Here is a 19,602-nt window from a genome sequence, read left to right on the forward strand (position 1 = left end):
CGGGCAGCAGCAGCCAGAGCGGCGACGGACCGCCCCGCTCGGCGGCGAGCCCGCCCAGCCCGGTGTCGATCGGCCCGTTCGGCACGACCTTGCCGCGCGCGGTGTCGCGGATCGGCAGCAGATCCAGCCCGGACGGCCGGTCCAGGACGACGACCGTGTACAGCGACCCGGCGTCCAGCGGCAGCCGCTTGGACACCGAACCGTTCCCGCCCGTCACCTTCAGGGTGCTGTTCCCGGCCTTGGCCTGCTGGTAGTCGGTGATCCCGGCGAACGTCAGGCCCTTGAGCCGCAGGCCGGGCGCCTTGACGTCCAGCTTCGGGTTCTTCAGCGACGCCGCCAGCACCCGGACGCCCGCCTTGCCGTCACCCAGATCGGCGGCGTCGTCGAGGACCTGGAGCTTGATCCCCTTGTAGGGGCCCATGCCCGCGACGGTGTAGGCGCCGCCGGCCTCGACCCGCACCGAAGCCGACAGCACCGGCTTGGACGCGGCGGGCGCGTCCGCGGGCCGCATCGCGACCGTGTAGGAGCCCGTGCCGAGCTTCTGGTACGGCGAGAGCGCGCCGTAGCCGACGTGCTTGAGCACGAGCCGCGGCTTCTTCTTCCCCTCGTTGTAGAGGTAGACGTCCACCGCTGGGGTGTCCGGGGACAGATGCGCGAGCCGCACGTACCCGTCCTCGGGCGCCGCGTGCGCCGGGACGGCTGGTGCGAGAGCGGCCACGGCCGCCACGGCGACCGCGGCGATCCGGATTCGAGGGGTCATGGCACGAACAATTACCTGTCAGAGCGCGACCACGCGACCACATCGCCAAAATTCGCACCTTATTGATACACGGCACTAATAAGCCCCAGGGTGTCAACGCGGGTTGACAGGCTCCGGACGTCAACCTATGTTGACGCCATGAACGATGGAGTGCGGCTCGCGCAGGACGCGAGCAGCCGGGATCCGGCGATCGGCCTCAAAGCCGTCCGTGCCCTCCGGGAGCTCGCCGAACGTCTGGAGAACCTCCAGGTGCGGAACGCGCGGGAGCTCGGCTGGTCGTGGCAGGACATCGCGGCGGTCCTCGGCGTCAGCCGGCAGGCCGTCCACAAGAAGCACCGCGGTGACGAAGACCAGCGCTCCGGCTGGCTGCCGGGAAGGGGAAAGTAGATGTTCGAACGTTTCACCCGCGACGCCCGCGAGGCCGTCGTCGCCGCCCAGGCCGTCGCCCGCGGCATGGGCCATGACGCCATCGACACCGGCCATCTGCTGATCGCCCTGCACGAGCAGGACGGCATCGCCCGCCGCGCCCTGCTCCCCCACCGCCTCGACCCGGCCGGCCTGCGTCGCAAGGTCCGCGACCTCATCGACGGCCTCGACCCCGACGCCCTCGCCTCGATCGGGATCGACCTGCACCAGGTCCGTGAAGCGGCCGAAGCGGCCTTCGGCCCCGGCGCCCTCGACCCCGCCGGCCCCGTCCGCTCCGGCCACATCCCCTTCAAACCGGAGTCGAAGAAGCTCCTGGAGCTCTCCCTGCGTCAGGCCCTGCAGAACAAGGACAAGTTCATCTGCGGCGCCCACCTCCTCCTCGCCGCCCTGACGCTCCCCGGCTCCACCGCCACCAGGGCCCTCACCGAGTCAGGAACCGACCTGGACGATCTCCACACGGCCCTGCTCCGCGAGATCGCCGCGAAAGTCCCCTGAACCCGCCCCGCGCCGGTTAACCGTTTTGTCCCCCGCCTCGGCTACCCTCGCGCCCATGACGGACAACGAGCAGGACCAGGACCCGGCCCGCAGCACCCAACAATTCCGAGCCTTCGCCCAAAACCAACCCCAACCCGAACAAGTCCCCTCCGGCGGCCTCCCCACCGGCCTCATCCTCACCGTCGCCGCCGCCACCCTCCTCATCCTCATAGCCATCCTCGCCCTAACCCAACTCTGACCCACCCCGCCAAAACAGCAGATTCCACCAAAGCACGACCGAGTGACCGCCGTCTTCTAACACCTACGGCGATGCTCACGACTCCCCCGGCAACGAATCAGTACGCCTCCAAGCGGGCACTGTTCGACGTCGCGCCTCGCAGCATCGCGTACTGGCCCTCGCACTCGTCCCGATCAACGCGCGGCGACGTACGCGCGGCGCTGCCGTCCGGGCGGATCACGCTCGCCCACAACACCCAGTCCGACTACGACTTCCTCGCCCGCGAGTTCACCGGCGCGGGCCTCGTGACCCCGTCGAGCAGCACCTGACCCCCGAAACAGAAGAACCGTTTCCGACCTACGAGTTCTCGCAGGCCAGAAACGGTACTCAAGAGGCGGAGGGTGTGGGATTCGAACCCACGGGACCATTGCTGGCCCGGGCGCTTTCAAGGCGCCTGCACTCGTCCACTATGCGAACCCTCCTGGTGCGTGCTCAAGGTTATAGCTTGTGAGGCATGCGTGCGATCTCGATTCGGGGGGCCGGGGGGCCTGAGGAGCTGGTTTGGGGAGAAGTGCCCGATCCGGTGGTGGGGGTGGGGGAGGTTCTGGTCGAGGTGGTGGCGGCCGGGGTCAATCGGGCGGATGTGATGCAGCGGAGGGGGCTGTATCCGGCGCCGAAGGGGGCTTCGGGGTATCCGGGGCTTGAGGTGTCGGGGCGGATCGGGGCGGTGGGGGACGGGGTCAGCGGGTGGCGGGTCGGGGAAGCGGTCTGCGCGCTGCTCAGCGGTGGGGGATATGCGGAGAAAGTGGTGGTGGACGCCGGGCTGGTGCTGCCGGTGCCCGAAGGGGTGTCGGTGCGGGACGCGGCGGCACTGCCCGAGGTGGTGTGCACCGTCTGGTCGAACGTGTTCATGCTGGCCGGGCTGGGGGAAGGGGACAGGTTCCTCGTGCACGGGGGCGGGAGCGGGATCGGGACGATGGCGATCCAGCTCGCGCACGCGCGCGGGGCGCTCGTGGCGTGCACGGTCGGCAGCCCGGAGAAGGGCGAGCGGTGCGGGGAGCTCGGCGCGGACGTCACGATCGACTACCGGACGGAGGACTTCGTCGAATTCGGGGAGTTCGACGTGATCCTCGACAATATGGGCGCCAAGTATCTCGACCGGAACGTCACGGCGCTCGCCGCGGGCGGACGGCTCGTGGTCATCGGGCTGCAGGGCGGGGCCAGAGCCGAACTCGATCTCGGCAAACTCCTCGCGAAAAGGGGAACGGTGCACGCAACCTCGCTTCGGGCCCGCCCGTTGCAGGAGAGAGCGGCGATCGTCGCCTCGGTTAAGGAAAACGTCTGGCCGCTGATCGCCTCCGGTGCCGTCCGTCCGGTCATCGACCGGGTCCTCCCGCTGCGGGAGGCCGCCGACGCGCACCGGATCATGGAGAGCAGCGGCCACTTCGGCAAGATTCTCTTGGAGAATGAGGACCTATGAGCGAGCAGCAGCAGGAACCCCAGGTCGTCATCGTCGGCCCCGGTGAGATGGACGGGTCGGAGGAAGGCGAGAAGGGCGTCATCGACATGGTCGAGCAGCCCGCGAAGGTGATGCGGATCGGCAGCATGATCCGTCAGCTGTTGGAAGAGGCCAAAGCGGCGCCGCTGGACGAGGCGGCACGGATCCGGCTCGCCGAGATCCACACCAAGTCGATCAAGGAATTGAGCGACGGCCTCTCCCCCGAGCTGATCGACGAGCTGGAGCGGCTGGCGCCCCGGTTCACCACCGAGGCGCCCAGCGAGGCGGAGCTGCGGATCGCGCAGGCGCAGCTCGTCGGCTGGCTGGAGGGCCTGTTCCACGGCATCCAGACCACGCTCGCCGTCCAGCAGATGACGCAGCGCGCCCAGCTCGAGCAGCAGGTCCGCCGGGCGCTGCCGGCGGGCGCGGGCCAGGAGGAGCGCAGCACCAACGGCCCCTACCTGTAGGGCCCCCGAAGGCCACGAGGTGGGCGGCGGCGCCCACCTCGAGCCTGGTCACCCGTTGACGTTCTTCCCCAGGTAGGCGACGGTGAACTGGGAGTCGGCAGCGGCGCCCGCCGGGCTGAAACAGCGAACCCGGACGCCCGTGGACGTCGCCCACCCGACCACCTTGCAGGTGGCGCTGCCCGTCCCGTAGCCGGTGACGGCCACATTCCCGTCCGCCAGGCTGATCTGGCCTCCGTTGGCGTTGAAGCGGACGGCGTAGTCGCCGGTGGCGGCCCGGGTGATGTTGGTGACCGCGTTGGCGCCGGAGGCGTAGTTCCAGGAGTAGGCGGGGCTCGCCTGGTAGGAGGGGCGGGACGGCTGGTCGGCCCAGGCGTAGGCGGCGGGGTGGCCGACCGGGGACGGGCCGGGCCCGCAGCAGTTCCGGGCGTTGAGAATATTGCCCTGATAGACGTAGGTGAGGGTGAACATGCTGTCGGTGAACGCTCCGGCGGTGGTGAAGCAGCGGACGTTGATCTTCTGCCCGCCCGCGGAGGGGACCCAGTTCGTGACCTTGCAGTAGGCGCTGCCGCCGCCATAAGCCGTCACCTGGACGTGGCCGCCGCCTTCCCCGTGGCGCGGCAGGGTCACCTCGTACAGGCCGGTCCCCCCGCGGATGATGGTGCCTGCGCCGCCCCTGCTGTTGGCCTGGTAGCCGACCGCCGGAGTGTAGGACGCGGCCGACGGCTGGTCGGCCCAGAGGTAAGCGGACGGAGCCTCGGCGAAAGACGTCTTGTTGGTGTAGCTCGCGACGAACTGAGCGTTCGCCGGTGAGCCCGACGCGGTGAAGCAGCGGACGCGGGCGAGGACTCCCAAGCCTCCGCCGATCTCTGTGGGCGCCCAGTTGTAGACCTTGCAGCGTTCGGAGCCGCCGCCGTAGGACGCGACGTGGACGACACCGCCGGTCCGCTTCTCCACCTTGAACTGCACCGTGTACGCGCCGGTCCCGGTCCTGGTCACCGAGTTTCTCGTGCTCGGCCAGAAACTGCTCGCGTTGTAGCCGGTCGGTTCGTAGGGGGTGTTCAGCGTGGCGTTGGCGGTGTGCGCCCACACGTAGGCGTAGCCCTCGCCGGCCGCGTCCGCCCGGACGGGAGCCGCCCCGACCACCAGACCCACTCCCAGCACAGCCCCGATTCCGACCAGCAGCCGGATGAGTCGTTCCCTCATCGCATTCTCCTCGACGCGTCCTGACGTTCCGGAGTGATCCGACCACCGGTGAACCGGCGGCTCCTAGTGGCGGTACGCACGTGACCGCCGCCCACACCGGCCGGGAACCCGTACCGGAATCACTAGGCGAGGAGTAGCCGGCCCCGCCCGACGTGTTCAGGGCGGGACGAGCTCACTTCAGTAGGTGTTTGCGGAGTTTGGCCTTCTCTTTTTTGTTGATTTTCAGGCCCTTGGTGAGGAAGCGGTCGAACGTGCCGTACTTCTTCTTGATCTGGTTGAAGAAGGCGTCGAGGAACGACGGCTGCACGTACAGCGCGGGGCGGATGAGGATCGGGTCGATCGACTCGCTTCTGAACCAGTCGAGCAGCTTCTTGTTGGCGGCGTCGAGCTCGGCGTTGGAGCGCAGGTAGTCCTTGTAGACGTTCTTCTTCTGGACGCCCAGCGCCGTCAGGACGACGGCCGTCAGCGCGCCCGTCCTGTCCTTGCCGTTGGTGCAGTGGTACAGGATCGGCTTCTTGGCGTTGACGACGAGATGGAGCCCCTTCGCGAGCTGCGCCCGCTGCCCGGGGTCGTCGACGAGCCTGCGGTACTCGTTCTCCATGTAGGTGACGGCCGGGTTCAGCGAGATCGTGGTGAGGATCCCGCCGATCGTGCCGAACGGCATCCGCACCGGGACGCTCTTCACCCCGGACGGCAGCCGGTCGGCCCCGTCGGTGCCGAGCTCGGACTTGGACCGGAAATCGATCGCCTGGGTGAGTTTCAGCTTCTTCAGCTGTTCCTTGCCGGTGCCGCTGACCTTGCTCAGGCTCGCCGCCCGGAACACCAGGCCGTACCGGACTTTCTTCCCCTGTGCCGCGGGATATCCGCCGATGTCCCTGACGTTCAGCGCGCCCTCGACCTTGATGATCCGCGGCGGATCGTCGTGGGCTGAGGCGGGCGCGGCGACCAGTCCTGCGATCAGGACCGGGGGGAGGGTCAGTGCGGCGAGTCTCATGTCGGGCAGACTATAGGGCGATATGCCGAAACTCATCGCCACAGACCTCGACGGCACTCTCCTCGGCCGGGACGGCCGGATCTCGCCCCGTACCGTCGCCGCACTCCATCAGGCCCGTTCCGCGGGAGCCGGATTCGTGATCGTCACGGGCCGGCCGCCGCGCTGGATCCATGACATCGCCGAGCAGGTCGGCCACACGGGCACCGCGATCTGCGCGAACGGCGCGGTCACCTACGATCTGGGCGCTGAGCAGGTCGTCAGCTCACGGACGATCGCGGTCGAGACCATCGTGAAGGTCGTGGAGCGGCTCCGTCAGGCGGTGCCGGAACTGCATTTCGCGGTCGAGTACACGACGAGCTTCGTGTACGAAGCGCCGTTCCGGGTCGGCGGCTGGGATCCGGCGAAGGTCGAGGGCCGGGTGGTCGGCGACGACGAGCTGTTCCTCCACCCCGCCATCAAGATCCTCGCCCTGCACCAGACGGCCGATCCGACGGAGCTGGCCGAGCTGGCGACCCGCGAGATCGGTGATCTGACGACCGTCACGCACTCCTCGAACCGGGCCCTGCTGGAGATCAGCGCGCTGGGCGTCACCAAGGCGACGGGCCTGGCCGACTACGCGTCCTCGCTCGGCCTGACCGCGGCCGACGTCGTGGCGTTCGGCGACATGCCCAACGACCTGCCGATGCTCACCTGGGCGGGCCTGCCCTACGCGATGGCCAACGCCCACCCGTCCCTGCTGGCGGCGGTCCCCAACCACGCCGCCCCCCATGACGAGGACGGCGTGGCGCAGATCCTGGAACGGCTCTACCCCGCTACTTGACGGGCTGGAGCACTTCCTTGCCGAGGAAGCGCTGGAGGGCCTTCGGGACGCGGACGGAGCCGTCGGCCTGCTGGTGGTTCTCCAGGATCGCGACGATCCAGCGGGTGGTGGCGAGGGTGCCGTTGAGGGTGGCGACGGGCTGGGGCTTGCCTTCGGCGTCCTTGTGGCGGATCGACAGCCGGCGCGACTGGAAGGTCGTGCAGTTGGACGTCGAGGTGAGTTCCCGGTAGGCGTCCTGGGTGGGGACCCACGCTTCGCAGTCGAACTTGCGGGCCGCGCTGGTGCCGAGGTCGCCGGCCGCGGTGTCGATCACCCGGAAGGGGAGCTCGCACTTGACGAGCATCTCCTTCTCCCAGTCGAGGAGCCGCTGGTGTTCGGCCGCCGCGTCGGCCGGGTCGACGTAGGTGAACATCTCGACCTTGTCGAACTGGTGGACGCGGATGATGCCGCGGGTGTCCTTGCCGTACGAGCCGGCTTCGCGCCGGAAGCAGCTCGACCAGCCGACGTACCGTTTCGGCAGGTCGGTGAGGATCTCGTCCATGTGGTAGCCGGCCAGGCCGACCTCGGACGTCCCGACGAGGTACAGGTCGTCGGCGGGCAGGTGGTAGACCTCGGAGGAGTGGTTGCCGAGGAATCCGGTGCCCTCCATGGTCTCGGGCTTCACCATCACCGGGACGTACATCGCGGTGAATCCGGCCTCGATCGCCTGCTCCATCGCCATGTTCAGCAGCGCCATCTGGAGCTGCATCCCCACACCGGTGAGGAAGTAGAACCGGCTGCCGGAGATCTTCGCGCCGCGTTCCATGTCGATCGCGCCGAGCTTCTCGCCGAGTTCGAGGTGGTCGCGCGGCTCGAAGTCGAAGACGGGCTTGTCGCCGATGTGCTCCAGGACGACGTAGTCCTGCTCGCCGCCGGGCGGGGTGCCCTCTTCGACGATGTTCGGGACGGTCCTGAGCAGCGCTTCGAGCTCGCCGCCGAGCAGGTCGGCCGCGGCCTCGGCGTCCTTGACCTGCTGGGCCAGCTCCCTGCCCTGGGCGATCAGCGCCTGACGTTCGTCGCCCTGCGCCTTGGAGACGAGCTTGCCGGACGCCTTCTGCTCCGCCCGCAGCCGCTCGAACGCCGTCAGCGCCGCGCGGCGCCGTTCGTCGAGTTCGAGCAGGGAGTCGACGACGGACTCGTCCTCGCCTCTGGCACGCTGGGAGGCACGCAGGATGTCCGGGTTCTCGCGGAGAGCTCGCAGGTCGATCACGACACAAGGTTATCGTCACAGTTATGCCCGAGGGCGACAGCATTCACCAGGCGGCGGAACGGCTTCGCGCGGCGCTCGCGGGGCACGCGCTGACCCGCGCCGATCTTCGTGTGCCGCGGTACGCCACGACCCGTCTCGACGGCCGGATCGTCACCGATGTGGTGCCGCGCGGCAAGCATCTGCTGATCCGGTTGGAGGGGGTGACCCTGCACAGCCATCTGCGGCTGGACGGGTCGTGGCGGCTGTTCCGGCGCGGTGACCGCTGGCGCGGGCCGTCGCACCAGATCCGGGCGGTGCTGGAGGTGGAGGCGGGCAGCGCGGTCGGCTACCGGCTGCATGATCTGCGGTTGGTCCGCCCGGCGGACGAGGGCCTGCTCGTCGGGCATCTCGGGCCTGATCCGCTCGGCCCTGACTGGGATCCGGAGCTCGCCGTCCACAACCTGGGGAAGGAGCCGGACCGGCCGATCGCCGAGGCGCTGCTCGACCAGCGCGCGCTCGCCGGGATCGGCAACGTCTTCAAGGCCGAGACCCTGTTCCTCGGCGGCACCCATCCGTGGCGTCCGGCGGGAAGGTCCGATCTGCCGGGGCTGGTGGAGATCGCGGCCCGGCTGATGGAGGCCAACCGGAAGACCGCGCCCCGCAACACGACGGGCTCGCCGCATGATCCGCTCTGGGTCTACGGGCGTTCGGGCAGCCCGTGCCTGCGCTGTGGAAAACCGGTGAGCGGCGCCGACCAGGGCGGCCGGGTCACTTACTGGTGCGCGGAATGCCAGCGCTGACCGACGGCAGCCAGTCGGCGCCACCCGCGTAGCGCAGCCGCCAGGTGCCCGCGCCGGCGGCGAAGGTCCGCTTGAACGGCCCCTTGACGTGCAGGACGGCCTGGCGCTTGAACTTCTTCTTGCCCTTCGGCCGGAACCAGACGGTGACCTTGCCGTTCAGCCGGTGCCACGCCCCCGCCTGGATCGGCGAGCCGTTGTACTGGACGAGGATCCCGCTGACGGTCACCTTCTTCTTGCCGGCCTTCACGGCTTTCGGCTTGGAGAAGCCCGTCACGTACTTGGTGTTGGAAACGATCTTCTTTTTGACGGTGCCGTAGGCCGCGGTCCAGCTTCCGTCGTGCGGCAGCAGCCGCTTCAGCGCGAACCGTCCCTGCCGGTCGGTGACGAGCGGCGTGTACAGCGAGTCGCCCGCCGCGCCCTTGGGCACGTAGGTCAGCTCGACCCGCGCCCCGGGCACGCCCGCGCCGCCGTTCACGATCCGTCCCGTCACCGCGACGTACCCGTTCTTCCCCTGGACGGTCGTGAACCCGGAGATCTCCGGTCCCGCCGCGTGTGCGGGCCCCGCCACGACCGTCCCGGCCAGCAGGGCGATGACCAGTGCCGAAGCCCGCACATTAACCTCCAAAGCCGCTGCTGAGTGACTGCACTCTAGTGGCTCCGGCTCACCTGACGTCCACGTAGTCGGAACCGCTCGTGGAGCGGAAGTGATCGCGATCGCCCCAGTAGCGGGCCTGGTAGGACCCGTCTTTGACGGCCTTGGTGGAGAACGCGTAGGTACCTCTCCGCCCGGTCGTGGCGAAGCCGACGAACCGCCACTTGTGGGTGCCTTTGGCGCGGAACCAGAGCGCGATCCGCGCGTTCCGGACGGCCAGCCGGTGCTCGGTCAGCAGGCTGCCCTTGACGGTCAGCTTCCTGCCCTTCTTGATCGGCTCGGGCCTGGCGTCGGCGGTGAGCCGGGTGTCGACCTTGGTGTCGATGAAGATCCGGCAGTCGACGGGCATGATGACGGTCTCGTCGTCGGCGCGGCCGGGCAGGACCACCCGCCAGTGCAGGTCGGCCTTGGCGACGGCCCTGAACCGGAACCTGCCGCGCCCGTCGGTGGAGGTCTTGGCGTACGGGGTCCAGCGGGCGCCGTCCGGGGAGGTGGACAGTTCGACGTCGGCGTGGCCGTTGGGGCGGCGCACACCGTTCGGGAAGATCAGGACCGAGGTTCCGGTGATCTTGAAGTGGTCGCCGAGGTGCCGGGTGGAGCTCGGGGTGAGCCGGTCGATGGTGGCGACGACGTTCTCGGCGGGCTTGATGTCGACCGGGGCGGCGGCGGTCTGGCCGTCGGTGACGGCGTCGTCGACGGACACCTTCCAGGCGGCCTTCTGCGTGGCGGGCGCGGACAGCCAGAAACGTCCGTGCTCGTCGGTCCTGCCGACCGTCGCGGCCTTCCAGGTGGTGCCGTCGGTGGAGCTGGAGAGCACCACTCTGCCCTGGTAGGGGGCGGGTTTCACGTTGAGGTCGAGGTAGCTGAACGCGCCCTTGAACACGACGAGCCTGTTCTTGGTGACGGGGCTGTCCGGCGGGGTGACGCCGACGGGCGTCGCCCGGTAGCGCAGCTCGAACCGTCCGGTGGACGGCCCGTCGACATACTCCTTGGCGATCTTGTCGTAGCGCTGCAGCAGCACCGAGGTGTTCGGCCCCGCGACTCCGCTGAGCACGAGGTCTCCGGCGAACGCTCCGTCGGCGCCGGTCTTGGCGAGCGACGTGTCCGGGCCGGGGACGCAGCCGAGGTCGCCGCAGACCTTGAACCGGATCGGCAGGTCGGCCTCGAAGTTCGCGCCCTTGATCTGGACCTTGTCGCCGACGTGGCGGACGGTGTCGGCGGTGGTGAGGGCGACGGTGGGCGGGGGAGGCGGGTCCGCGTGCGCGGGCCCCGCCAGGAGGGGGACGGCCGTCATGACGGCGACCGTTCCGGAGAGGAGTGCGTGTTTCACGGGGAGCCTCCTACCGAGTCCGTTTTGCCCCCGTGTGATGCACCTCACCCTGAAAAAGTTCGGGTTCCTTACAGAACAGAAGCCGCCCCCGGGCGGGGACGGCTCCTGAACTGCCGGAACTCCGGCGAGAAAAACCCGGCTAGCGGACGTTCACATAGGTCGCGCCGGAGGTGCGGGCGAAGTTGTCGCCGTTGCCGTGGAAGGCGACCCGCCAGTAGCCGTCCTTGGCCGCGACGAACTTCTTGCCGTACTTGCCGTTGCCGCCGACCGTCACCCAGCCGCGGAACTTCCACTTCTTGCTGCCCTTGGCGCGGAAGTAGACCGCGACGCGGACCTTGCCCAGCGGGCCCCAGATCCCGTCGACCTTGTGGGTGAGGTTGCCGTAGACGGTGACCTTCTTGCCCTTGCGGAGGTTCTTCGGCGTGACCTTGGCGGACAGGCCGGTCCTCCAGCGGGTGTCCACGCGGATGTCGCGCTGGGCGCCCAGCAGGCCGTCGGCCGTGTAGTTCGGCTTCAGGATGACGCGCCAGGTGGCGTCCGCGCCCGCGATCGGGGTGAAGCGGAACCAGCCCTTGCCGTCGCTGGTGGTGGAGGCGGAGTAGTTCCAGTTCCGGCCGTCGGTCGAGTACTGGAGGTCGAGTCCTGCGTTGCCGGTCTCCTGAGCGTCGCCGTTCACACCGAACTTGAAGGTGCGGCCGGTGATCGCGACGGCCGTGTTCCGCTCCACCGGCTTCGGCTTCGCCGCGAGCTGGAAGATCGCCGTCTTGTACTGGATCGTGTAGGTCTGGGTGGCGGCCGCCGACTCGTTGGCGTCGTCGTCCCCGAGGAACTCGGCGGTGAACGCGCCGCTGTGCGGCACCTTCACGTCCGTGATGTAGCCGCCCTCACCGTTGGTGGTGACGATCTTGCGCTTGCCGGCCGCGTTGATGAGGAGCTGGCGGCCCTTGAGCGCACCACCGCTCGCCTTGGTCAGCTTGCCGTAGATGGTGACCTCGTCCCCGATATGGCCGGGAGCGTGGTTGACGTTGATCGTCACCTTGGTGGCGATGGGCGCCGCCAGGGCGGGGCTCGCGTAGACGAGACCGCCCAGCAGGGCGAACCCTGTGGCGAGGCTGGTGATCTTCCGCACGGAATCCTCCGAGGGGTTCGTGGCCCTAGGGACACTTGAGACGTATGCGGTTGCGATCACCCGTTATATCAGTGTTTTTCTAGGAATTTAAGATCTTGTGCAACCTTTGGGCCCGCTCAGGTGTCGGGTCACGGCCTGGTCCAGGTGAAGTTCGGCGCGCGACGTTCGAGGAACGCCGTGACGCCTTCGGCCGCGTCGGGGCCTTCGGCCGCCGCGTCCAGCCACGCCCTGGTCCGCGCGTCGGTGAGGGTGCCGTCCGCCAGCCCGTTGACGATGTCCTTCGTGGCCTCCAACGAGAACTGGGACCGGGACGAAAGAGTCGCCAGCAGTGAGACGAGCCGTTCGTCGAGCCGGTTCGTGGTCTCGGTGAGAAATCCGATTCGCGCCGCGTGCTCGGCCGGGATCAGGTCGGCCGTGTACAGCAGGTACTTCGCCGACGCGGGCCCCACCAGCCCGACGAGCCGGCGGATCGCGCTCGGCGGATAGACGATCCCGATCTTCGCCGGGGTGATCGCGAACCGGGCGTCCTCGTCGGCGATCCGCAGGTCGCAGGCGGCGGCGAGCTGGCAGCCGCCGCCCACACAGAACCCGCGGATCACGGCGACCGTCGGCTTCGGGAAGTCCGCGAGCGCACTCTCGGCGGCCATCGACAGGTTCGCGTCGCCCGCCCGGTTGATGTCGGTGAGCTCGGAGATGTCGGCCCCGGCGCAGAAGTGCTCGCCCGCGCCCGTCAGCACGAGGGTCCGCACCTGCGGGTCCTTCGCCAGCCCGGCCAGCAGCTCGGGCAGGGCCAGCCACATCGCGACGTTCATCGCGTTCCGTTTGGCCGGATTGTCGATCGTCACCGTCGCCACACCGTTCGCGACGTCGCACCGCAGAGTCATGGCCTGATCGTACGGCGCGGTAACTTCCGGCCCGAGCCGCGGGCTACAGCTCCATGAACGGCGCGGCGTAGCGGAACTCGCCGCGGAGCTCCGAACGGTAGGAGCGCAGCGGCAGCACCTGGAAGTACGGCGCCCACTCCGCGACCGGCGGGCTGATCCCCAGATCGGCGGCGGCCACGAACCCGGCCCTCGCGTAGTAGGCGGGATCGCCGAGCAGGGCGACGAGCGGCTCGCCGAGCCGGTCGCCCTCCGCCACGAACGCCTCGATCAGCGCCGTGCCGATCCCCCGCCTCCACCGGCCCGGCACCACCGACAGCGGGCCGAGGGCGAGCACGGGGACGTCACCGACCCAGGCGCGGGTGCCCAGCACATGGCCGACCATCTCGCGGTCGGCCGTCGCGGGGCCGTCCCACGCGACCAGCGACAGGGACGGCAGCCACGCGTCCGTGCCGCGCAGCCTGTCGAGCAGGCCGACCTCGACGGGACGGCCCAGCTCGTCCACCGGCGACGGCCGGTCCACGTTGGCCGCGAACGCCGCCCGTGTGACCTCGGCGATCCCCGCCGCGTCGGCCGGGGTCTCGGCGGTGATCGTCATCCGCGGATCTCCGCGAGCCAGGCCGCGGCGGAGGCGAAGTCCTGGTCGGACGTGCCGAATCGGGGATGCGGAGCCACCTTGTCGGCCCGCGCGTAGGAGCCGATGAACCGGACGTCGGCGCAGACCCGGCGGAGCCCCATCATCGCCTCGCCGACCCGCGCGTCGAACAGATGGCCTTCGAACTCGATCCAGAACAGATAGTTGCCGAGGCCCGCGCCGGTCGGCCGGGACTGGATCAGGGTCAGGTTGATGCCGCGGACGAAGAACTCCTGCAGGATCTCCAGCAGGGCGCCGGCGTGGTCCTCGCGCAGGAACGCGACGACGGCCGTCTTGTCGGTGCCGGTCGGCTCCGCGGGACGTCCGTGCCGGGACAGTTCGACGAACCGGGTGACCGCCCCGTCCACATCGTGGATCTCCGAGGCCAGCGCGCTCAGCCCGTAGCGGGCGGCGGCGAACGAACCGGCGAGCGCCGCGTCGTACAGGCCGTCGGCGACGTGCTGGGCGGCCTCGGCGTTGGAGGTGGCCGCACGCCACTCGGCCTGCGGCACGTGCGCGGCCAGCCAGCGGCGGCACTGCGGCTGCGCGTGCGGATGCGACGCGACGGTCTTGATGTCGGCGAGCTCGGTGCCTGGCCTGACCAGCAGCGCGAACTCGACCGGCAGATGGATCTCCGAGACGACCTGGAGCGGCTCGCCGGTGGCCAGCTCGTCCAGGGTGGTCGGCACCATGCCCTCGACCGAGTTCTCGACGGCCACGACGGCGCGGTCCACGGCCCCGGAGCGGACGGCGTCGAGGGCGGCGGGGACCGTCGGAAACGGGAACCGCTCGGCTGCCGCGGCGGCGGGCAGAGTGAGCAGGGCGGCCTCGGTGAAGGTGCCCTCTGGTCCCAGGTAGGCGTAACGGTCCATGAAACGCAAGCGTAACCGAGCCGTCAGGTCCTGACCGTCGCCTGGCCGAAGTCGGGGAGCGGGTCGTCCATGTCGACGGTCGGTCCCTTGCCGAGCCGGGCGGCGCGCAGTGCCTGCTCCTCCTCGGGGGAGAGCATCTGCACCCCCCTGCCGTTCCGGACGACCTTGGCGTAGGTGCGGGTCTCGGTCCTGCCGTTGATGGAGCTGATCACGACCCCGTCGCCGACGGCGTTGATCACGGCGAGGGAGAACGAGAGCTGGCCCGACATCTCCTTGAGGGCGTCGTAGTGCACGATCGCCATGTCGCGCAGGGCCTGTTTGTCGACCCCCGTCGCGACCTGCATCTGCTTGCGCAGGACTTCGGCGCATTCCTCGACGACCTGGCTCACGCGATTGTGCGCGACCAGCGCCATGGAGAGACCGGCCACCCCCGCGAGTGCTCCCACGACGGCCACGGTGATGAGTATCACGGGGCGACTGTACCGAGCTCAGCGGCGTCGCGAGAAGGATCCCCGACACTCTCGGGTGTTTCCCGACACATCTGCTTCACCAGCCAGACACCCAGAACGAACACCAGGGCCATGGCCATCAGCCCGAAAGCGTTCTGCAGAAGCCATCCGAGGAACCGCTCCGGGTAGGGGTTGCCGTGCCCGAGTTTGCTTCCGCCCCACCATGGCAGGTGCAGGAAATAGGCCACCCAGAGGACGACCACGACGCCCACCCTCCGCCAGTTCCTGGCATCTCCCGCCAAAGCCCCCATGACCAGGACGATCCACGCCAAGTGGTGGATCCACGCGACGGGCGAGAGCAGCACCGCGAGCAGCCCCGTGATCGCGATCCCGCCCATCTCGGCGCTCCACGTGTCGGCGCGGTCCAGGGTGCCGGAGTCGGCGAGCAGCGAGAGCCGGCGCGCGTACTTGTAGCCGAAGTACGCGAAGATCACGAGGAAGATCAGCCAGACGATCGTGGTGACCGCGTCCGGCCACCACATGCGCAGCACGATCCCCTTCATCGCCTGGTTGGAGTTGTTCCACGGGAAACCGACCCGGGTGCTGTCGAACAGCGCGCCCGGGGAGTGCCAGAAGTCGAACGGCCACCAGAAGTCGAGCGAGTCCTCCGGCAGGGCGGCCAGCGCGAACAGCGTGGCGCCGCCGGCCGTCAGCACGGCGTTGCCCGCCGCCTCCTTCCGCCGGGTGATCAGCAGATAGATCAGGAACACGCCGGGGACCAGCTTCACGGCCGTCGCGAGGCCGATGAGGACGCCGCGCGGCCAGCGGGGACGCGGGGTCGCGCAGTCCACGACGCAGAGCAGCACCAGGAACAGATCGACCTGGCCGAACCTGATCTGGTCGGAGACCGGCAGCGGGAACGCCATGACGGCGAACAGCACGCCCCACGCCAGCGGAGCCCAGTCGCCGCACCGGTCGATCAGCGGCCGGAACGCGTACCAGACCACCACCGCCAGCGCGAGGAAGATCAGGACCGTCATGACGAGTTGCGCGACCGGCCACGACATCCATGCCAGCGGGATCGCCACGATCGCCGAGAACGGCGGATAGGTGAACGGCAGGAGCTGCGGCGGATCGGTCACGAAGTCGTAGACCGACGCGCCGCGCTGCGCGGCCACCCCCGCCATCCGGTACACCTCGAGATCGACCACCCGCTGGTCCACCGGATTGGTGAGCCAGCTCTTGGCCAGCGGAAAGACCGCGCCCACCGCGACGATCAAGCCGAGGACGCTAGCCAGCGCCCGCTTTCCGGAACCACCCATGGGGACATCCTGGCGCAACCAGGGGGCGGACCGCTGGTCCGCCGCAGGAACCACCGCGCGAACCGCTGTCTGTCCCTGCCAGACTTTAGTGTGGGGCAAGATGATTTTCCCTTTTCCGCAAATTCTCGCTGGAGGTTCCGTGGCCCGCACGTGGGGCGCCGCGCGGGCGGTGGTCGGCGCGGTGTTCGCCGTGGTCGTGGCCCTGTTCTGCGTGCCGGGGGCTGCCTCGGCCGCTGAACCGGCGGGGCGGGTCGTGGTGATCGGCGTGCCCGGGCTCCAGTGGAGCGACATCCGCGAGCGCGCCACCCCCAACCTGTGGAAACTCGCGGGCCAGGACGGCGCCGCCGCGATGAGCACCCGGGTCACCACCGACCGGACCTGCACGATCGACGGCTGGCTGACCCTCTCGGCCGGCCAGCGGGCCAAGCTGGCGAACGGCAGTTGCGCGCTGCCGCCCGCGCCCACCAGGAACGGAACCGGCGCGATCGAGCCCGGCTGGCCGCAGATCGTCGCGGACAACGCCGCCACCTCCTACAAGGCGGAGCCGGGGATGCTCGGCGGGGCCGTCCACACGGCGGGCGGCTGCACCTACGCGGTCGGGGCGGGCGCGGTGCTCGCCGCGGCCGACAGGCAGGGCTCCGTCGACCACTTCGCCGCCTCCCCCGCCGAGGTCCCGGCCGCCGACTGGGGCCGGTGCGCGCTGACCGTCGTGGACGTCGACGACCTGTTCTCCGCCTACATCAAGGCCGGGGTGACCTCCTCGGGCAGCCAGGCCCCGGTCAGCGACCAGGCCAGGTCCGAGGCGGCCACCGCCGCCGACGCGAAGATCGGCCGGGTGCTGAGCAGCGTCCCCGCGGGCACCCCGGTGCTGGTCGCCGGGCTCGCCGACTCCACCAGCACCCCGCATCTGCACGTCGCGATCGGCACCGCGAGCTTCGGCGACGGCTATCTGACGTCCTCCGCCACCCGCAGGGACGGCCTGGTCACCCTGACCGACGTCCCGGCCACCGTGCTGAGCCTGCTCGGCATCGCCCAGCCCGCCGAGGCCGTCGGCGCCGCCTGGACTTCCGTCCCGTCGTCCGACACCGCCGCCCAGAAGACCGAGGTCCTCGACGACCAGGACGCCGCCGCCCAGTCGATCCGGCGGATGAGCGGCGCGTTCTTCGTGGTGCTGTTCGCCGTCCAGTTGCTGATCTACGCGTTCGCGGCCGTCACCCTGCGCGGGGCGTGGGGCGCGCTCAACCGCAAGCGGATCCTGGGCGCCACCCGGGTGGTGGCGCTGACGGGCGGATCGGCGACCGTCGCGACCTACCTGGCCAATCTGATCCCGTGGTGGCGGTCCTCGCATCCCGCGCCCGCGCTGGTGGCGTGCGTGGTGCTGTTCACGGCGCTCGTCACCGGACTGTCCCTGGCGGGGCCGTGGCGGCGGAGCCTCGTCGGCCCCGCGCTGGTCATCTCCGGGCTGACGGCCGTGGTGCTCGGACTGGACGCGATCACCGGCTCCGGGCTGCAGATCAACGCGTTCATGGGCTACACCGGGCTGGTCGGCGGCCGGTTCTACGGGTTCGGCAACATGGCGTTCGCGGTGTTCGCGACGGCGTCGGTGCTGACGGCGGCCTGGCTGGCCGAGGGCCTGCTCAAGGCCGGACGGCGGCGCGCCGCGATCGGCGTGGTGATCGTGATCGGGCTGGTCGCGATGGTCGTCGACGGGATGCCGGGCTGGGGCAGTGACTTCGGCGGCGTCATCGCGATCATGCTGGGGACGGCGGTGCTGACCCTGCTCCTCGCCGGTTGGAAGGTGTCGGCGGCCCGGCTCGCGCTGGTCGCCGCCGCGGGCGCGGCGCTCGTGCTGGCGCTGGCGTTCCTCGACTCGCGGCGGGCCGCACCCACCCATCTCGGGAAGTTCTGGGCGCAGCTCGTCAGCGGTGACGCCGGTGACGTCATCGCCCGCAAGTTCGGCTCCATGCTGCAGTTCTGGCCGTTCACGATCGTCGTGGTCGGCGCGCTGCTGTTCCTGTTCTTCGTGCTGGCGCGGCCCAACTCCTGGCGTGCCGCCGCCCTCGACGCCGCGTTCCGGCAGACCGAGACCCTCCGCCCCGCCCTGTTCGCGGTGCTGACCATCGCGCTGGCCGGGATGGTGATGAACGACTCGGGCGTGGTGATCCCGGCGCTGGTGTTCACGCTGGCGATGCCGCTGGTGCTGTCGGTGTGCGTCAGGGCGCTGGAGCTGGATCCGGTCGCCGTGCCGTCCAGATCAGCAGAGCCAGCACCGAAGCCAGCACACAAGGCATGATCTCGGCCCTGAGCACCGTGATCAGCCAGCCGAGCGAGTCGGGCAGGCCCGAGGTGGCGGGGGCCCTGGCGGGCAGGTAGCCGAGGCTGAGCAGGGTCGTGCGGAGCACGAGCAGCCCGTCGAAGCGCGACCAGGGCAGGAACGCCAGGACGGCGTAGCCCAGGCCGTCGTACCAGGGCAGCACGTAGGCGGCGGCGAACAGCCAGCCGAGCACCAGGGCGGCCGAGACGCGCAGGACGTCGCGGTCGTCGGCCTGCGGCAGCGCCTTGGCCAGCAGCTTCACCAGATAGACCAGCAGGGCCAGGGAGAGCAGCGAGATCACCGGCTTGGGGACGTTCAGGTTCAGCACGCCGTGGCCCGCGCCGCCGAACAGATGCCACGGGTTGGCGAGCGCGACGAAGTCGGAGGCGTTCGCGACCTGGTCGAGGGCGCGCGGCCCGGCGATCGCGAAGGCCGTCCCCGCGGCGAGGGCCGCGCCGCCGAACAGAGCGACGAGCGAACGCCGGTCCCTGCCCTCCCGCCAGAGGCTCCAGGCGGGTCCGCCGCCGACCAGCCCGGCCGGCAGCTTGATCGCGACGGCCGTGCCGACGACGAGCCCGGTGCCGAAGGTCCGCCACAGGCTGGACGCGCCGCGGGTGAAGACCGTCAGAGCGATGACGGCCACGGCGACCGCCCACACGTCGTTGTGGGCGCCGGAGACGAGATGGAACAGCAGCAGCGGGTTCGCCGTCCACAGCAGGACGCTCCGCAGCCGCGCCGCCTGATCACCGGTCCTGAAGTACAGGACCAGCCCGGCCAGCGCGAACGCCAGCCCGTTGAGCAGCGACAGCACGAACACCGTGGTCCGGACGGAGTCGCCGCCGACCTCGGCGGCCAGCCACTGCCCCGCCGTGACGATGGGCCCGTAGATCGACGGGGTGTCCCGCCACTCCTCGACGGCGTCGCCGTAGACGTCGCCCGGCGGCAGCTCGGCCGCCTTGGTGACATAAGGGTCGATCCCGGACGCCGCCATATGCCCGTAGGCCGCGTAGTTCAGATGGTCGGACGACCCGACCGGCGGCAGCACCGCGAACGCCGCCGTCGCGACCAGCCCGGCCGCCAGCAGCCACGACGCCCGGGGCCGCCAGCCGCG

Annotated in this window: 22 protein-coding genes and 1 tRNA gene; 9 read left to right on the plus strand and 14 right to left on the minus strand. The window is 69.9% G+C overall.

Annotated elements, in window-relative coordinates; genetic code table 11:
* Positions 1-760, minus strand: a 760-nt coding sequence (locus ACYVE7_RS12235) for a DUF4397 domain-containing protein (protein ID WP_460364750.1), incomplete at its 3' end; no start/stop codon positions are given.
* 138 nt (positions 761-898) lie between these two features.
* Here ACYVE7_RS12235 and ACYVE7_RS12240 point away from each other — a divergent pair.
* The 4 genes from ACYVE7_RS12240 (at position 899) to ACYVE7_RS12255 (ending at position 2,227) form a co-directional block, all read left to right on the plus strand.
* Positions 899-1,147 (plus strand): helix-turn-helix domain-containing protein, encoded by a 249-nt coding sequence (locus ACYVE7_RS12240; RefSeq protein WP_460364751.1) that lies wholly within the window; start codon positions 899-901, stop codon positions 1,145-1,147.
* Positions 1,148-1,681, plus strand: a complete 534-nt coding sequence (locus ACYVE7_RS12245; protein WP_460364752.1) for a Clp protease N-terminal domain-containing protein — start codon at positions 1,148-1,150, stop codon at positions 1,679-1,681. It begins immediately after the preceding gene.
* A gap of 55 nt (positions 1,682-1,736) precedes the next feature.
* Complete coding sequence (locus ACYVE7_RS12250; RefSeq protein WP_460364753.1) at positions 1,737-1,919, plus strand: hypothetical protein; 183 nt, start codon at positions 1,737-1,739, stop codon at positions 1,917-1,919.
* A 71-nt stretch (positions 1,920-1,990) separates the two neighbouring features.
* Positions 1,991-2,227: a hypothetical protein gene (locus ACYVE7_RS12255; protein WP_460364754.1), complete on the plus strand. Its 237-nt coding sequence runs from the start codon at positions 1,991-1,993 to the stop codon at positions 2,225-2,227.
* Positions 2,228-2,293: 66 nt separating this feature from the next.
* Here ACYVE7_RS12255 and ACYVE7_RS12260 read toward each other — a convergent pair.
* A tRNA-Ser gene (locus ACYVE7_RS12260) sits at positions 2,294-2,380 on the minus strand.
* Between the two features lie 32 nt (positions 2,381-2,412).
* On the opposite strand from ACYVE7_RS12260, the gene ACYVE7_RS12265 reads away from it, so the two are divergent.
* Complete coding sequence (locus ACYVE7_RS12265; protein WP_460364755.1) at positions 2,413-3,378, plus strand: NAD(P)H-quinone oxidoreductase; 966 nt, start codon at positions 2,413-2,415, stop codon at positions 3,376-3,378.
* Complete coding sequence (locus ACYVE7_RS12270; protein WP_460364756.1) at positions 3,375-3,863, plus strand: bacterial proteasome activator family protein; 489 nt, start codon at positions 3,375-3,377, stop codon at positions 3,861-3,863. The genes ACYVE7_RS12265 and ACYVE7_RS12270 overlap by 4 nt, the downstream gene beginning before the upstream one ends.
* A 48-nt stretch (positions 3,864-3,911) precedes the next feature.
* Here the strand turns inward: ACYVE7_RS12270 and ACYVE7_RS12275 are convergent, their stop codons facing one another.
* On the minus strand, positions 3,912-5,066 hold the full coding sequence (locus ACYVE7_RS12275) for a hypothetical protein (RefSeq protein ID WP_460364757.1): 1,155 nt from the start codon (positions 5,064-5,066) through the stop codon (positions 3,912-3,914).
* Positions 5,067-5,238: 172 nt separating this feature from the next.
* Positions 5,239-6,060, minus strand: a complete 822-nt coding sequence (locus ACYVE7_RS12280) for a tyrosine-protein phosphatase (RefSeq protein WP_460364758.1) — start codon at positions 6,058-6,060, stop codon at positions 5,239-5,241.
* A 22-nt stretch (positions 6,061-6,082) separates the two neighbouring features.
* On the opposite strand from ACYVE7_RS12280, the gene ACYVE7_RS12285 reads away from it, so the two are divergent.
* Positions 6,083-6,880, plus strand: a complete 798-nt coding sequence (locus tag ACYVE7_RS12285) for an HAD family hydrolase (RefSeq protein WP_460364759.1) — start codon at positions 6,083-6,085, stop codon at positions 6,878-6,880.
* On the opposite strand, the gene serS is transcribed toward ACYVE7_RS12285, so the two are convergent.
* A complete protein-coding gene (gene serS, locus ACYVE7_RS12290) occupies positions 6,873-8,129 on the minus strand; it encodes a serine--tRNA ligase (protein WP_460364760.1) in 1,257 nt (418 codons plus the stop codon). The genes ACYVE7_RS12285 and serS overlap by 8 nt on opposite strands.
* A 23-nt stretch (positions 8,130-8,152) precedes the next feature.
* On the opposite strand from serS, the gene ACYVE7_RS12295 reads away from it, so the two are divergent.
* Positions 8,153-8,908, plus strand: coding sequence for a DNA-formamidopyrimidine glycosylase family protein (locus ACYVE7_RS12295; protein ID WP_460364761.1), 756 nt, complete (start codon positions 8,153-8,155; stop codon positions 8,906-8,908).
* Here ACYVE7_RS12295 and ACYVE7_RS12300 read toward each other — a convergent pair.
* The 8 genes from ACYVE7_RS12300 to ACYVE7_RS12335 all read right to left on the minus strand — a co-directional run bounded on the left by ACYVE7_RS12300 (position 8,877) and on the right by ACYVE7_RS12335 (position 16,177).
* Positions 8,877-9,521 carry a hypothetical protein gene (locus ACYVE7_RS12300; protein ID WP_460364762.1) on the minus strand — a complete coding sequence of 215 codons (645 nt, stop codon included), beginning with the start codon at positions 9,519-9,521 and terminating at the stop codon, positions 8,877-8,879. The two genes, ACYVE7_RS12295 and ACYVE7_RS12300, sit on opposite strands and share 32 nt — an antisense overlap.
* Before the next feature lie 49 nt (positions 9,522-9,570).
* Positions 9,571-10,890, minus strand: coding sequence for a hypothetical protein (locus ACYVE7_RS12305; protein WP_460364763.1), 1,320 nt, complete (start codon positions 10,888-10,890; stop codon positions 9,571-9,573).
* A 139-nt stretch (positions 10,891-11,029) separates the two neighbouring features.
* Positions 11,030-12,019 carry a hypothetical protein gene (locus ACYVE7_RS12310; RefSeq protein WP_460364764.1) on the minus strand — a complete coding sequence of 330 codons (990 nt, stop codon included), beginning with the start codon at positions 12,017-12,019 and terminating at the stop codon, positions 11,030-11,032.
* Positions 12,020-12,147: 128 nt separating this feature from the next.
* Positions 12,148-12,903, minus strand: a complete 756-nt coding sequence (locus ACYVE7_RS12315) for an enoyl-CoA hydratase/isomerase family protein (protein ID WP_460364765.1) — start codon at positions 12,901-12,903, stop codon at positions 12,148-12,150.
* 43 nt (positions 12,904-12,946) lie between these two features.
* Complete coding sequence (locus ACYVE7_RS12320) at positions 12,947-13,498, minus strand: GNAT family N-acetyltransferase (RefSeq protein WP_460364766.1); 552 nt, start codon at positions 13,496-13,498, stop codon at positions 12,947-12,949.
* Entirely contained in the window at positions 13,495-14,406 is a 912-nt protein-coding gene (gene pheA, locus ACYVE7_RS12325; RefSeq protein ID WP_460364767.1) for a prephenate dehydratase, read from the minus strand. Before pheA ends, ACYVE7_RS12320 begins: the two co-directional genes overlap by 4 nt.
* A 23-nt stretch (positions 14,407-14,429) precedes the next feature.
* Entirely contained in the window at positions 14,430-14,876 is a 447-nt protein-coding gene (locus ACYVE7_RS12330; protein ID WP_460364768.1) for a DUF4446 family protein, read from the minus strand.
* Positions 14,873-16,177 carry a glycosyltransferase 87 family protein gene (locus ACYVE7_RS12335; RefSeq protein ID WP_460364769.1) on the minus strand — a complete coding sequence of 435 codons (1,305 nt, stop codon included), beginning with the start codon at positions 16,175-16,177 and terminating at the stop codon, positions 14,873-14,875. Before ACYVE7_RS12335 ends, ACYVE7_RS12330 begins: the two co-directional genes overlap by 4 nt.
* 139 nt (positions 16,178-16,316) lie before the next feature.
* Here ACYVE7_RS12335 and ACYVE7_RS12340 point away from each other — a divergent pair, with 139 nt between their 5' ends.
* Positions 16,317-18,470: a hypothetical protein gene (locus ACYVE7_RS12340; protein WP_460364770.1), complete on the plus strand. Its 2,154-nt coding sequence runs from the start codon at positions 16,317-16,319 to the stop codon at positions 18,468-18,470.
* On the opposite strand, the gene ACYVE7_RS12345 is transcribed toward ACYVE7_RS12340, so the two are convergent.
* Positions 18,391-19,602, minus strand: a 1,212-nt coding sequence (locus ACYVE7_RS12345) for a polyprenol phosphomannose-dependent alpha 1,6 mannosyltransferase MptB (protein ID WP_460364771.1), incomplete at its 5' end; no start/stop codon positions are given. The two genes, ACYVE7_RS12340 and ACYVE7_RS12345, sit on opposite strands and share 80 nt — an antisense overlap.

The organism is Actinocorallia lasiicapitis, assembly GCF_054778695.1.